Source organism: Desulfotomaculum sp., assembly GCF_982386235.1.
Window position 1 is genome coordinate 36861 of record NZ_CEVWQM010000007.1, and the last position, 14163, is coordinate 51023.

11 protein-coding genes and 1 pseudogene are annotated in these 14163 nt (G+C 43.8%); 1 reads left to right on the forward strand and 11 read right to left on the reverse strand.

Annotation, left to right across the window (positions count from 1 at the left end; genetic code table 11):
* Positions 1–20 precede the first annotated feature (20 nt).
* From cutC to AC1U9Z_RS05900, 7 genes are all read right to left on the reverse strand, one after another.
* Complete coding sequence (gene cutC / locus AC1U9Z_RS05870) at positions 21–2567, reverse strand: choline trimethylamine-lyase (RefSeq protein ID WP_479956289.1); 2547 nt, start codon at positions 2565–2567, stop codon at positions 21–23.
* Positions 2568–2608: 41 nt separating this feature from the next.
* The gene (locus tag AC1U9Z_RS05875; RefSeq protein ID WP_479956290.1) at positions 2609–3745 is read right to left on the reverse strand and encodes a 1-propanol dehydrogenase PduQ; all 1137 of its coding nucleotides are present in this window, start codon (positions 3743–3745) and stop codon (positions 2609–2611) included.
* 20 nt (positions 3746–3765) lie between these two features.
* A complete protein-coding gene (locus AC1U9Z_RS05880) occupies positions 3766–5268 on the reverse strand; it encodes an acetaldehyde dehydrogenase (acetylating) (protein ID WP_479956292.1) in 1503 nt (500 codons plus the stop codon).
* A gap of 50 nt (positions 5269–5318) precedes the next feature.
* On the reverse strand, positions 5319–5609 hold the full coding sequence (locus AC1U9Z_RS05885; protein WP_333531682.1) for a BMC domain-containing protein: 291 nt from the start codon (positions 5607–5609) through the stop codon (positions 5319–5321).
* 29 nt (positions 5610–5638) lie between these two features.
* Positions 5639–5938 (reverse strand): BMC domain-containing protein, encoded by a 300-nt coding sequence (locus AC1U9Z_RS05890; protein WP_333531683.1) that lies wholly within the window; start codon positions 5936–5938, stop codon positions 5639–5641.
* Between the two features lie 138 nt (positions 5939–6076).
* Positions 6077–6343 (reverse strand): hypothetical protein, encoded by a 267-nt coding sequence (locus tag AC1U9Z_RS05895; RefSeq protein WP_333531684.1) that lies wholly within the window; start codon positions 6341–6343, stop codon positions 6077–6079.
* A 4-nt stretch (positions 6344–6347) separates the two neighbouring features.
* Positions 6348–7436 carry a hypothetical protein gene (locus AC1U9Z_RS05900; RefSeq protein ID WP_479956294.1) on the reverse strand — a complete coding sequence of 363 codons (1089 nt, stop codon included), beginning with the start codon at positions 7434–7436 and terminating at the stop codon, positions 6348–6350.
* A 374-nt stretch (positions 7437–7810) separates the two neighbouring features.
* Between AC1U9Z_RS05900 and AC1U9Z_RS05905 the strand changes: the two genes are divergently transcribed.
* Positions 7811–8725 (forward strand): phosphotransferase, encoded by a 915-nt coding sequence (locus AC1U9Z_RS05905; RefSeq protein ID WP_479956296.1) that lies wholly within the window; start codon positions 7811–7813, stop codon positions 8723–8725.
* Between the two features lie 146 nt (positions 8726–8871).
* Here AC1U9Z_RS05905 and AC1U9Z_RS05910 read toward each other — a convergent pair.
* From AC1U9Z_RS05910 to AC1U9Z_RS05925, 4 genes and pseudogenes are all read right to left on the reverse strand, one after another.
* Positions 8872–9186, reverse strand: a pseudogene (locus tag AC1U9Z_RS05910) (DMT family transporter); the annotation flags it as partial.
* A 29-nt stretch (positions 9187–9215) separates the two neighbouring features.
* Complete coding sequence (locus AC1U9Z_RS05915; RefSeq protein WP_479956298.1) at positions 9216–10115, reverse strand: LysR family transcriptional regulator; 900 nt, start codon at positions 10113–10115, stop codon at positions 9216–9218.
* Between the two features lie 346 nt (positions 10116–10461).
* Complete coding sequence (locus AC1U9Z_RS05920) at positions 10462–12510, reverse strand: alkaline phosphatase family protein (protein ID WP_479956300.1); 2049 nt, start codon at positions 12508–12510, stop codon at positions 10462–10464.
* Between the two features lie 41 nt (positions 12511–12551).
* On the reverse strand, positions 12552–13952 hold the full coding sequence (locus tag AC1U9Z_RS05925; RefSeq protein WP_479956302.1) for an SLC13 family permease: 1401 nt from the start codon (positions 13950–13952) through the stop codon (positions 12552–12554).
* Between the last annotated feature and the right edge of the window lie 211 nt (positions 13953–14163).

Genomic DNA, 14163 nt, shown 5'->3' on the forward strand with positions numbered 1-14163 from the left:
CCCATCCCTTTTAGTAAAACTTAAAAGTGATCCAACACGGTTCTGCTGATAATCTCGTCCTGTACTTCCTTGCATAGCTCTACGAAGTAGGCACTATACCCGGCCACACGAATAATTAAGTCTCGATACTTGTCCGGTTCTAGTTGGGCTTTCTTCAATACTTCGTTGTCAACATAGCTGAATTGCATTTGACCATTGCCAAGGATGGAGGCCGTTCTGAGTAAGGTAATCAGGCCGTTTTCCCCTTCGGGCGTTTCCAGAATGCCTCGTAACAGTTTGAAGTTATGCACCATGCCGATATTCATCGCTTCGTTATCCAGTTTGCTAACCGATTTAATGATGGCAGTGGGTCCCAACTTATCGGCACCTTGTGTGGGGCTGATACCATCAGAAAGTGGTGTCCAGTCCAGGCGACCATTGGCTGACGCTCCGGTAATTTCACCAATGGGTGTGTTGTTGGAAATAGAGAGGGTACCATGGCTAAAATGTGAGTACAACATTTTATGGGAGCGGTGAACCCTTTCCGTCCAGGATACGAGGTCTGCAGCAATTTCATCAGCATAGTCATCGTCATTGCCATATTTCGGTGCACTCAGGCAATCGGTGCGCAGGGTTTCGTAGCCTACAAAGTTAGCAGCCAGGGCATCTCTCATTTGTTTCAGTGTGTATTTCTTGTCATCGAAGACCAGCTTTTTAATGGCTGCCATCGAATCCGCATAGGTTCCAAGGCCTGAGAAGATCAGTCCGGGTCCGTAATTGATCAGAGCCCCGCCGTTTGTAACATCGGTACCTTTTTCCATGCAACCTTCTACCAGCAAGGACATCAGGGGTTTTGGAGCAAGGTCTCTGTGCACCCGCTGGCTGATTAGGGTTCCGATGGCAGATAAACGGATAATATGTTCAATTTGCTTTTTAACCGCAGCATCAAATTCTTCAAAGGTTTTGATGTTGTCAAGCTCCCCGGTGTCGAGGCCTTGCATGGTTTTATGCCACTTCATCATGCCTCGATTCAGAACAAATTCAATGGCAATGGGCCACTGGGTATAACCGGTGGAGGTCCACTGATAGATTCTGCCGGACTTCTGAGCCTCAACGCAGCCCATCAGGCAATAATCCCTTGCATCTTCCATACTGAAGCCCTTGGCAAGCATCATCTTAATGTGGCTATCATCAAAATGGCAGGCCGGGAAGCCAAGCCCTGCTTTAACCACATCTACGATTTTCTTTAAATACTCTTGCGGTGATTTGTTGTGAATCCGGCAAGCCAGGGACGGTTGATACATTTTGGTGAAGCGAACGGCATCCATGATTAGATAGGTCAGGTCATTGGTTGCATCACCACCGGTTCTCCTCTGTCCGCCAATTGTCAAGTTGACAAAGGGTTGATAGCCGGCGAAATATTTTGCTCCCAGTTCACTGGACAACCACATGACTTCCGAGCATTTAATAATAAAGCAACTAAGAAGTTCAAAGGCTTCCAGTTTGTTCATACGCCCAGCTTCCATATCGGCCTTGAACATGGGATAAACGTATTGATCCAAGCGTCCCAGAGAAATACCGGTCTGGTTTTCTTCCACATTAAATAGGGACTCCAGCGTCCAGATTGACTGAAGCGCTTCATGGAAGGTCCGGGGTGGATTGGCTGGTACATAAGTCAAAATATCGGAAATCTTATAAAGCTCTATCTTGCGGGCTGAATCTTGCTCCCTGTCTGCCAGTTCCCTGGCATAATCGGAAAGTCTTTTGGCATAGGCCAAAATTCCGTCACAAGTCTCTATTTGAGCTTTGTAGAAGTAAATTTTATCAATATCTTCTGGATTCACCATGGACAATCTGCTGAGTCTTTCGACGGCCTCCTGCCTTACACCATTAATGCCTTTTGTAACCAGGATTACGTCATAACCAGGGCAGGTATCTCCGCCACCATTAATCTGGTGATAAGAAAGATCACTTACGTAAGCTTCGCCCGAAAAGGACCATACGCCAGCTTCTTCATATTGTTGCTGGCAGATTTCATCCACGCTTTTACCTTCCCAGAAGGGGAAGATCTCTTCCCGTAAAATCCGCTTGTCTTCCTCAGTAATTTCGAAGGGGTCCTGGGGTCTGGTGGACATGGTATCCAGCTCGTCTCGAATCCATCTCCAAGCAATATCCGGTGATACTGCGCCGGCTCTGGCTTTACCGCAGGGATGTCCAACAATCAGTTCATCCTTTTGAATAACCAGGGGAGCTGTCTCACAAGCTCCTCTGAAGCATTTGGCCCGGAGCAGAATTTTAGGCAGCCCGGGGTTTTCTTTGGTCACTTGGGTGAAGGCCCTGGCCCGATAGATACTAACACTGGGTTTTACTTTTAGGTAGGCTGCTTTCAATCGCTCCAAACGTGGTGTCAGCCCGTTAATTTCCCCTTCAAACACAGGGGATTTGGTTTCCGTATGATTGGTTACAGGACGGTTTGTGGACAATTCTTTGGAAATGCCCTGGAAAAGTTTCATGACGGCTGCGGTTTCTTCCGGCGATAAGTGTTTTGTGGCATCCGCAAACCGATTGGTAAACTCCTTAATATCCAACTTTTTTCCTCCCTTTCCCTTTATTCAGGTCCTTTGATTTCTTAAAACGACTTTTTATAGATAGCGATTAAATCTTCCCTGGATGGTTGTCTGGGATTGCTGGGAGTGCAGCGATCATTCAGGGCCAGATCGGCCATATTATCAAGCTGGTTCTCAAATTCGCTTTTATCAACGCCTAATTCTTGGATGCCTTTGGGGATACCCAGGGCTTTGGTCAAGTCTTTGACGGCCTGCAAGAAATTAATTGTCCCTTCTCGGTATGTACGAGCAGGTAATTGCAACACCGCGGCTAACTTGGCATACTTTTCAGCTACATTTTTCTGTGCTTTGCTCCTCAAATTAGCGTTATATTCCAGCACTGCATTCAGCAGCAGCGCGTTGGACCGCCCGTGGGAGATATGAAAGATTGCTCCTAATGCATGGGCCAAGCTGTGGTTGATCCCAAGACCCGCATTTGTAAAAGCCATACCGGCTAAACAAGATGCCTTTTGAATACGCTCTCTGGCACCGGAATCGTTCGTGTCGTGATATAAAGTCTTGAGATCTGCAAAAATTAATTGAATTGCTTTTTCCGCAAGGGCATCTGTACAAATGGTTGCCTCGGTGGAAACATAGGCCTCGATGGCATGTACCAAAGCATCGATACCCGTATCGGCCACCACCTGTTGGGGTACGTGCTGGATGCAAGTAGAATCCAGTATGGCGATATCCGGAGCCATCCAGTCATCTACGAGGCATACCTTTTCGCCTTCTGCGGTAATCACAGAGAAGTTGGTCACTTCGGAGCCTGTCCCGCTGGTGGAAGGAATGGCAATAAAGAGCGGTTTTTTAAACTCCTCCCCAGCTGCTTTGCTGAACTGCCATAGGGAGTATAAAATACCTTTGGCAGCATCGATGACAGAGCCCCCGCCCAAGGCCACAATGGTATCTGCTTGGGTTTCCAAGTAGCGCTTGATCCCTGCGGCAATGACTTTCACATCTGGGTCAGGGCGTACTTCTGTAAAAACTTCCGACTGTATCCCTGATTCCTTAAGATAATCGATGGTTTTCTGAAGATAACCTAACTTTTCCATAATGGAATCCGAAACAATAAATGCGCAGGACCCTTTAACCTCTTTCAGAAATTCCATGGAGCCCTCATTAAAATAAATCTTGGGTTTAAGAACAAATTTTTTCATTGCTGCTATTCACCTCAACATCATCCGTGCTGCTTTAGGTGCTCAATTAACCTTTCCAGAAGTTCCTCTAAGGCTTGTGAATCTTGCGTTGCTTGCTGCTTGACCAAAATTTGATTGCCGCTTATTTCAGTGACTTCCGCCGACTGAACCTCTTTCGCTATATCTTCCATTCGTCGCACACCATAGCCAACTTTTCGGATGTTAATTAGGTTCATTGGCGAGACATTATCCGATGTAATGCCACCACCTGCTGCACCGCAACCCAGGGTTAAGGCAGGAAAAAGATTGGTTGTGGCCCCTATTCCCCCTAAGGTGGCTGGCGTATTCACCAGTATTCTGGATACCGGTTTTTTTAGAGCAAATTCTTGAATCACATGCTCATTCTTCGAATGGATAACCAAAGTATGTCCCAGTCCCTCATTCACCAGCAGCTCAATACACTTTTCGCAGGCATTCATCCAGTCCTTTTCCACATAAAATGCCAGCACCGGGCAGAGCTTTTCTCTGGAATAGGGATTGCTGGGAGATACATATTTTTGTTCTGAAATCAGCACCTTGGTATCTTCCGGAACGGTGAGGCCGATTCTTCGAGCCACCTCTTTGGCAGACTTTCCGACAATTTCAGGATTGATACTGCCATCCCGCAGGAAAAAGAACTTACTGAGTCTTTCCGATTCCAAGACCGACAAGAAGTAAGCACCCTTTCGCTTCAGCTCTTGCCTTACTTCTTCGGCGATGCATCCCTCGGCAACGATGGATTGCTCCGAAGCTGAGACGATTCCATTATCGAAGGTTCTGCTGGCAATAATATCGGTCACGGCCTTTTTAATATCCGCAGAACGCTCGATAAAGGCTGGTCCATTGCCGGGTCCACCATTAATGGTCGGCTTTCCTGATGTATGTGCCGCCCTAACCATTTGGGGCACCCCTGTAATCAGGATGAGTGCTGTGTCCTGGTGGTTCATCAAAGCAACCGTACCGTCAACCGCCAGTGTGTGCAGATAGGCAATGGCCCCGCTGGGCAAGCCACTTTCCTCGGCCGCCCGTATTAAGATATCCAGCACCTTGCCAATGGTTTTTTTAGCCTTAGGATGAGGCGAAAAAACAATGGCATTGCCCGATTTAATGGCAATCAAGGTTTTATATATTGTGGTGGATACCGGGTTGGTGGAAGGTGGTACAGCCACAATCACCCCCACAGGTACGCCAATATCCATGGTCTTATTTTCTTTGTCCTCGGCAATAATGCCGACCACTTTCATATCTCTAATTTTTTTATAGATGAAATCACAGGCAAAAACATTTTTGATAAACTTGTCCTGCCACTTGCCAAATCCCGTTTCCTCCTGGGACATGATGGCAAGTTCCTTGGCATGCTTATAGGCCTCTTGGGCCATCTGCCCAACAATTTTATCCAGTTTCTCCTGTGGAAAGGTAGCCAGTATCTTTTGTGCCTCGCGGGCATTTTCCACAAGAATCCGAGCCTCTTGGACGGAGAGCAAATCATTGTCAATCCTATTCATCTCTCAATTACTCCCCCCTTGCCATCCGTAAAAATATAGACATTTACCATTTAATAGTCGAGACTGTACCTGGCTATAATCTTTTGTATGTCCGCATGCGGCCTGGCAATGACCAGGGAACTATAGATCTTACCCACCTTGCTGGCTTCTTTGATGCCCGCCTCCACAGCCGCTTTCACTGCTCCCACGTCACCACGCACAACAACAGAAATTAAACCGGAAGCCACATTTTCATACCCAATTAATTCCACATCCGCAGCCTTGCACATGGCATCCGCAGCTTCCAGTACTGAAACCAGGCCAAAGGTTTCTATGAACCCTAAAGCGTCATTTTTCTCCATGCGGCTTCTCCTTCCAAAATAATCCATGTTTATTCCGCATCAATGTCATGCTTCGAAACAATCTTGCCTACCCGGCTGATGGGGCGTGGCATGACGTGAGAGGCCGTTAGCTCACCAATGGCTGCCGCCGCTGCTGCACCACTTTCCACAGCTGACCTCACGGCTGCCACATCGCCTTTAACCATGACCGTGACAAGCCCGGAACCCACATTTTCATAGGAAACAAGAACAACGTCAGCTGTTTTAAGCATGACATCCGCCGCTTGAATGGCAGGCACCATGCCTCTTGTTTCAACGAGACCCAAAGCTTCTTCGCCAGAGTATTTCATCGAAGCAACTCCTTTTTCCACATTACTCCACTATCCAACCCGCCAAGGCATATCTATCTCAGAAAAATAAGTTCACGTTTTTTCAACTTCAGGCAGGATCAGCCAAAATTACCGTCCTGCCTGAAAAAAGAACGATGGCTAATCAGGGATGTAGCTGTTTATCGTTGCCGCTCCTTCTTCGTGTGCGCGGTAATACACTCTTAGTTCTCCCTTTTCGTCAAGATCAAATCTTGTTTCTTCCAGGAGTCCATTAGCCTCACCTGTCATGATGGCTTCAATGACAGCTGGTTTTTTCAACGCTTTGTAATGGCCGTACTCTCCCTTTAACGCTTCGATCACATCGTCGGCACAGGCTTCCTTCACCTTTGTAAAATGCTTTAATATAGCGTAGTTCAGTGGTTTCATTGGCCTAGGCCTCCTTCCTTCTGAATAAGTCTAACGGATTCATCGCAATGACCAAGATACCGAATGCCATCACAACCGCCGCCGCCCATGCGATGGGTGGCAGAGACCAGCCCTCTATACCAGCAAATACACCGAGCACCATCCAGCAGAAAAACGGTCCCCAGAAAGAAAACGCGCCGTTACAGGCCATGCCCAGGGCCGCACCGCACATGCTATTGCCCTTATACCATAGGCTGTATGCGAATACAGCGAAGAAACCACTGACTACAAACCAACCGATTGCAGGGCCGCTTGTAACGGCTTGTACTGCAAGCGAAGGGGCAAGACCGATATTTCCCGCCATTATCGCAAAAAGCGGAACCAGGATGATCAGATTGGAAAGACCAGAGGTGCTCTGACGAATGGTAATCCCAATCTCATAGTCGATCATGGAGGTTCCATAACCTGCCACACAGCCTTCCAGGCCCCAACCAAAGGCACAGATAAAAGCGATACAGATTCCAAGGAGCAGATTTTCCGGCGCATCAGCACTCATGCTTGTGCTGCCGATCATTAAAGAAGCGATGAAACAGATTGCAATACCAAGCATCATACGAGGAGTAAGCTTTTGCTTGAATAGGATTCTTGCCAGGATTGCTCCGATGGCAGGACAAAGAGCAGTAATTGGAATGATGATAGACCCAGCCATTTGAAGAGCAACAACATATGCCGTGCTTGAAATGGGTCCTCCTATGAGGGCTGCAATGATCATCATTTTGCCTGGCTTTGTTTTCAATGTCCTGAAATAGTCGCCCAGCTTTCCTTTAAAAGCGGCAATACCCATGCACCAGAGGGCACTTATGGTGTCGTTCAGGGCGCTACCCAGGGATCCTAGCATGTACGTAATCACAAAGGCCGAAAGAGCGACAGTATTTGCGCCATACCAGTCCGCCCAAACCCCATTCGCCATACCCAAGGTCAAAAATGCGGAATAAAGCCCGTAGCACATGCCGGAAAGAATTCCAACGATAACTCCTTTTTTGAAAAAATTAGCGGACAGCTTTTTTTTCGCAGCAACCGCGGCTGCATTGGCAGGAACTAAGGTGTTGTTCATAGAATAATTCCTTTCCTTTGCTTATAATTTGGCCGTTATCAGTCTACTCACCAAAATACCGGAAGGCCTTTTTAAAATTGACTGATAATTCGCACTGTAACTTGTTGTTTTTATAATAACGCATGCAGAAATTATTATTTTGAATAATCAATAACTATAATTAGTACTTTTATGTCCAATAAAATTTGGTTATTGTATTAAAGTGACTTTGTTGAATAATTGAGATAAAAGGGCTGATTTGACAAAAAACTATTGAAATTTATTGCCAGACCAATATGCCGATCCAAATGCATTGATTTTGTTCGTTTTTTTTGCTAAAGTAAGCTTACAATATCCTAAAATCCAATTTTAACTAACTTGGTGGAGTAACATATATGAATATGGAAGAATTGGTCCAACAAAAGCTGCGTTATGTTTTTCAAGATGAAAGTATTGTATTCGATAAATCCCGCTTTGCCGGTGGGCTTACCAATTACAACTACATAATGAACATTAAGGGCAGCGAATATGTTATCCGACAACCCGGCGGCATGACCGAACAAATTATTGATCGCAAAATGGAAATGATCAATAATCGCATTGCTTCAGAGTTTGGCGTAAACTCGGATTGCTTTTACTTTGATGAAGATAGCGGAGTTAAAATCAGCATCTACATTAAAAATAGCCAAAACATAGCTCAGGCCGATCCGGGTTCCCCTAAAAACTTGGAAGCTGTTGCCAGCTTAATGAAAAGAATTCACTCCTTTTCAAAGCCCTTTCCCAACCGCTTTGATTGGCAAACGGAGCTGGCCAAATACGAACGGATCATCCATCAACAACGCGGCGACTTGTTCTTCGATTACAAAACGTTTAAAGAACAATTGGTCACTTTTATGCAAAAAAATATTAAGAGTACAAGCTTGGTCCCCTGCCACAATGACACCGTGCCTGAAAACTTTATCATCGACAATTCCAGCAGAACCTATCTGATAGACTGGGAATATTCCGGCATGAATGATCCCTGTTGGGATGTGGCAGCCTACATCCTGGAATCTAAACTTTCTGCTGACGCCATTCATGCTTTAATTCAAAACTACTTTGGACAACCACTAACCCTGGAAGAAGAGTTCAAAATAAAGGGCTTTATGATGGCTCAAGATCTACTCTGGACAGTCTGGGCTTTAATTCGGCATTACAATGGTGACGACTTCTTGGAATACTGTACGATGAGATATGAGCGCTTCCGTAAAAATATCAAAGCGATCACCACATCACCCCACTGTTCCATTGCCAGTATGGTTATCAGTTAACCCTGACCGTAATAAAAAAACATGCCTCAACCCCGCCAAGGGTTAAGACATGTTTTTTTGCTTATGCGATTGTTTCCTTATTTATTCGCTTGGAAAAAGCGATTGCTATTGTCCTGAACTGTACGTTCGGTATTCTTTGCCTCACTATGGCCGGGTCCATACATATTCAATACAATAACCCCAATGATAATTAAGGCAATGCCTGTAACACTGGCAAAATTGACTTTTTCCTTCCAAATTAATATGGATATGATGACAGTTGCCACTGTCCCTAACCCAGACCAAATGGCATAGGCAATATTTAGTGGTATTGTTTTAAGCGATAAGGACAAAAAGAAAAATGCTAGGGTAAAACCTATTAGCAGCCCCACCGTAGGAAATAATTTAGAAAACCCATCGGAAGCCTTGAGTAGAGATGTTCCAACCAGTTCACATACAATTGCAAGCATTAAATAACTCATGATGATTTCTCCTTAATTTTTTCTGATTTCTACTTAACCTCACAGCAGGTAGATTTTATGCCCTTAATTAATTCTTTTTCTACCATGGAAAGGTGATGCCGATTTGACCATATGATTACTATCGTAATTTCTAAAGCAACGTCACGGATAGGAATCGTTACAATCTCACTGAACTTAGCATATTCTTCCGCCATTAAATGCGGTATAAAGGCAACACAATCCCCGTGTAATAAGATTTTTTCCAGCATTTCTAAATTGTCTACTCTGAACAAAACATTGATATCGCCATATTTTCTTAGGATACTCGATATACCACAGTTCGTTACATACTCAGTATTATATAGCACAACAGGCTGGGCTAGGGCCTCTTCTAAGCTTATTGTTTTATTTTTGGCAATGGTATTATCTTTACCTGTGATTAGCGTTAGTTTATCATTAAGCAGATCCCTAATATTAATATCCTTTGCCTGTAAAATTTCATCTGTCTTCAAAGTAATACCAAAATCGGCTTTACCTGCCTGAATGTCTCGGAATATATTATTGGATTCTCCTACCTTAATAAATATGTCTACCTTAGGGTGGTTATATTTAAAATTGGTAAGCACTTCCGGCATAATCGTTATATTAAAACCTGGTTCTACAGCCATCGAAATATTTCCCTTTAGTTCCAGGTTGTTAATCTTGGCGATTTCCTTAATCTCTTCCACTGTATTTAAAATATATTTTGCTTTATCGATAATGGCTTCCCCAATCTCAGTTGGATATGCCCCTTGGTTTGTTCTTTTTAACAGAAGAACGCCTAATTCATCTTCCAATTTACTAATGGATGCACTGAGAGCCGGTTGAGAAATATGTGAACGCTCTGCGGCCAAAGATATTGTTTTAGATCGGTATATCTCAACAAGATAATAGAGTTGTTCTAGACGCATTCCATCACCTCTGTTTTTTCTTTGCTAATGATTTAATATTATACTCCATCCCTAAAACATTATTATAGCATTTTGATATTTTCCACTGACTCCTGAGATCCCTTTTCCTTTTTAACCCTTACCTCAAGTAGAATCCTTAAAAATTATGCCCGCTATGAGCAAAACCTATTGCATCGTAATTTTTATGAACTTTCTTAATGTTATCACCCTTAAAATTTTATACTTTTTGATTGTGTTGCAAAACCTCCTGGACATATCCAGGAGGCCTATACCAAATTCGATTCATGGCGTTGCTGTACGCTATTAAGAAGCAGCTATCCTGCTGATAGCTGCTTCTTATTATTTATTAAACTTCTTCTGTAAAAATCTGATAAATTGGGGCACCTTCGCATTGGGCAGGATAACGTAAACCTAGCAACGCTGAGACGGAAGGTGCAACGTCAACTTGCCGGATGATACGATCTGTTGTAAAGCCAGGCTTAATACCAGGTCCTGCCGCTACGAAGATCGGAGAAACGGATGAATCATGATAACCTTCCGAAGTTGAAATACTATCGCCATGCAATCTGGTGTGTCCTTCTTCAATGGAGAAGAAAATATCACCACATTCTGGTCCATGGGTCCCAATTAACACCGCGTCTTTGTTTCTTAGGCAGATGCCTACGACACGTCTGCCAGTTCTTTCATCTCTGTAATTATACAGGTCATTGATGATTTGCTCTTCTAACTCATACTTATCCTTGGGATCCACAATGCCGTACTTGTCACGGCCTTTGAGGTTGATATAAATATAGTTGCTGCGAATCTGAATTGCTCTGGTCTTTTCCCAATCCACTTCTCTTAGGGTATTACCATTTTCATCTTTTTTCATAACGGTATAGCCCAGCTTTTCCATAACCTTCGTATTGAGGCCACCGTACTCACCTAAGATAGGAGGTACATTCTCCCCAACGATGAGGCCATGGTCACTAACTAATAATATAGTCCATTCTTCATCCAGTAAGTGCATGAATTCACCGAGGTAATCATCTGTCTGCAGGTAGAACTTTTCAATAAATCCTTGATAGGTTACTTCATCTGTATGAGCCCATTCTGGCAGTGTCTTAGCCAGGTGCCATAACTGGTGTCCAGCACAATCAATATTGTGCAGGTGGGAGAACACTACTTCATAGCCTTTTTCCTTGATAAGGTAGTTCATGCAATCAGCTTGCCATTTGTTGTACTGCACCCAAGAGGGCTCAAAGATTTCGTGAACTAACTCGGCATCTTCACCACCGATTAAGCTAACAGGTGGAACTACGCCAACATGATCAACGATTTCTTGAAAGAGAGTTTTGGGGTGCCATAACATGTCATTGGCAATGTCCAAGGCGTTACTAATCCAAAGTCTAACTTGAGTACCTGCGGGATCCAATTCCAAAATCTTCATAGAACGGCAGGCAGGCTTGGTTACTTCCTTCTTGGTAACATCATCGATTATTCCAGCTACCATTTCACCTTTTTTGATGATCGCAATGGGGGCTTCTGCCTTCTTATTCTTATAAATAGCCACACGGTCATATTCGCCGGCATCATTCTTAAGAATTAAGGCCGGACGTCTCATTACACCACCAGAAGTTAGGATCGTAAATTCCTTTGCACCTTCGGGAGCATTGGCCCAACCAGCAGCATCTTTAAGCGGAGAGTTAACAATGTCATAGGCTACCTTGCTGCCAATAACAACTTCAGTATCTTCGTCATCCATAACGTAGGTACGAATTTCGCCGCCTTGACGAGCTGTATCGCCCCACCACAGTTCCATCATTTCATCATCAACATCGTTGTCCAAAGTGTCTTCCAGGTCGGAAATGATGCAACCAACACCGGCTGGTTTGTCCACCCTTGGTGCATAACGAACTTCTTTAATATCAGCATTCGCAACAATTACTTTTTCCCAGTCAAGCTGTGCAACACCCATATTAACAGAACCGGGCTGTGTACCATCCACAACACTCAGATTGGGGCTTTGAGAGGTTGGGGGCCAAGAACTCCCGGGCCAGTGCCAGACGAGGGTCTTCATACCTGCTTCCGTGGTGATATTCCAAATTTGTTCTGCGGTACAATTACGAGAGTCCATATTGTAAACTACTGCATCGAGACTTTCGGGGGATTGTCTCCAATAACAAGTGATACCATGGGTTCCAGGGTATGCACCGGTAGCAAGGGTTGTCCAACAAGGAGGAGTAATGGTAGGAATTGCTCCGAGTAACTGCAAATCTTCTCTAGCAGCTCCACGGTCAATGAATTTCTGTAAGTTCGGCAATTTACCCTCTGCTAAATATTTTTTGGTAATTCTTGGGTCCATGCCATCGACGCCTAATACCAATAACTTATTGGTAAGTGCTGTTCTTTTCATTACTTCGTTGCCCCTTTCTTTTGTCTATAGTATAAAATTCTTTACACAATGCCCAATACTTTCCACCAGGGAATCAGTATAAAGAACACTAATAATGAAGCCAATACCATCTTAGTTGTCATAATCTTGATAAAATCAACCATTTTGATTAAACCAAAGGCATAGAAAATGAGGTACGTAAGATATTCATATGGGAATGCAATCTGGTCAAGACCTACATAAAGTGCATACAGTGCACCCATCGGATTCATATTGAGGCCTGCCGCAATTTGCGCGATTGGTTCTGAAAAACCTGCTAAGATAGCAAAGGGTGTGAGCAGGAAGTTTAGTATAACCCCTACCAGATAGATAGCACCAAGCACCATGCTAGAAGATAGTGGCTCTAAAATTGGTACGATTGCTGCTGCTAATATTTTACCGATGCCAAGATGACCAGAGGTAATGCCAATACTTAGGCAAGCAACACAGAAGAATACCATGCTGAAATCAATCTTCTTAACGTCATCATCAATTCCTACATTGAAACCTGGCAGATACAACATCCAAGGAATCACAATGAAGGCCCAGTCAAGCTCAATATGATGGAGACTGCCAGTAAGCATAAAGGCAATTAGGAAAACGGTTACGACGGCACCCTTCTTTTCATCCGTGCTCATTGGCCCTAGCTTTTGATACTCTGTAGCAAAGAACTCTTTACCCGGTAATTTTTTGGTTGGCTTGAAAATTTTAGGCAACATGTAAACAAAACCAAAGATAAACAAAGCATATGGAAGCATTTGAACAAGGAAACCAAGCCAAGTCAAGGTAATGCTAGGATCCACCGTATGAGCAGCATTAAGCATCAAACTCATGAAATAAGGTGTATAAAGGAAGACGCATGATGCACCGGCAGAAAAAGCACCTACTAACATAATAATCGCAGAATCAATGGATTTACCCAGATCGAAACTCTTACATAAGCCAAAGGTAAATGCGGCCATAATAACCCAAGCATTTCCACCTGTTGCGGTATTTAAAACGAAACCAGCAATCAATACGCCATATAAGAGGCCGTAATAACTACCACCAACTCGGAGGATTGTCCAATATGCAATTCTTTTTAATAAACCTATCCGATCTAACACATTTGCTAGCAAATAACCGCCAATCACTACTGTCGGCATTGTCATTGTCCAGGCTGAATAGGCTACTTCCATCGGAACTAAACCTGAGACTAAATAACCGACTGGGAACATCATCGAAACTGCCATCAAACTCATTAGTTCGAATGCCACTAATAATATACCTAAGGTTGTAACAAATAAGAACATTTTAACTTGATAGGTATAAAGGGCAGTTTCGGGAAGCACTAAAATTACAATTGGGATAATGATTGTCACAAACCATTTCAAGTAGGCGGCTACATTTATAGGCTTGTCCCCCATAACCGGAACATTTTTCATAAATCTCCTCCTCATAGTGTACCCTTTGTTTGTGATGGCCATCACTTTGCGGTCTTTTGTGTTAGTACTTAACTTCACTAACCGATTTCATTATAAAAATTATGTCGAATTCTGTACAATACCGACTAGTTATACCCGGTATAAGCAAAACATATATGGGACTTTAACAGTCTAATGCCAATGTTTACTTGATATGCGGGCCAAAGGCTCA

Bases quoted from the DNA above. Each gene is read 5' to 3' on its own strand.
- AC1U9Z_RS05915 (WP_479956298.1), bottom strand. From the start codon at position 10,115: ATGCGTCTAGAACAACTCTATTATCTTGTTGAGATATACCGATCTAAA.
- AC1U9Z_RS05875 (WP_479956290.1), bottom strand. From the start codon at position 3,745: ATGAAAAAATTTGTTCTTAAACCCAAGATTTATTTTAATGAGGGCTCC.
- AC1U9Z_RS05895 (WP_333531684.1), bottom strand. From the start codon at position 6,343: ATGAAACCACTGAACTACGCTATATTAAAGCATTTTACAAAGGTGAAG.
- AC1U9Z_RS05900 (WP_479956294.1), bottom strand. From the start codon at position 7,436: ATGAACAACACCTTAGTTCCTGCCAATGCAGCCGCGGTTGCTGCGAAA.
- AC1U9Z_RS05890 (WP_333531683.1), bottom strand. From the start codon at position 5,938: ATGAAATACTCTGGCGAAGAAGCTTTGGGTCTCGTTGAAACAAGAGGC.
- AC1U9Z_RS05905 (WP_479956296.1), top strand. From the start codon at position 7,811: ATGAATATGGAAGAATTGGTCCAACAAAAGCTGCGTTATGTTTTTCAA.
- AC1U9Z_RS05885 (WP_333531682.1), bottom strand. From the start codon at position 5,609: ATGGAGAAAAATGACGCTTTAGGGTTCATAGAAACCTTTGGCCTGGTT.
- AC1U9Z_RS05925 (WP_479956302.1), bottom strand. From the start codon at position 13,952: ATGAAAAATGTTCCGGTTATGGGGGACAAGCCTATAAATGTAGCCGCC.
- AC1U9Z_RS05920 (WP_479956300.1), bottom strand. From the start codon at position 12,510: ATGAAAAGAACAGCACTTACCAATAAGTTATTGGTATTAGGCGTCGAT.
- AC1U9Z_RS05880 (WP_479956292.1), bottom strand. From the start codon at position 5,268: ATGAATAGGATTGACAATGATTTGCTCTCCGTCCAAGAGGCTCGGATT.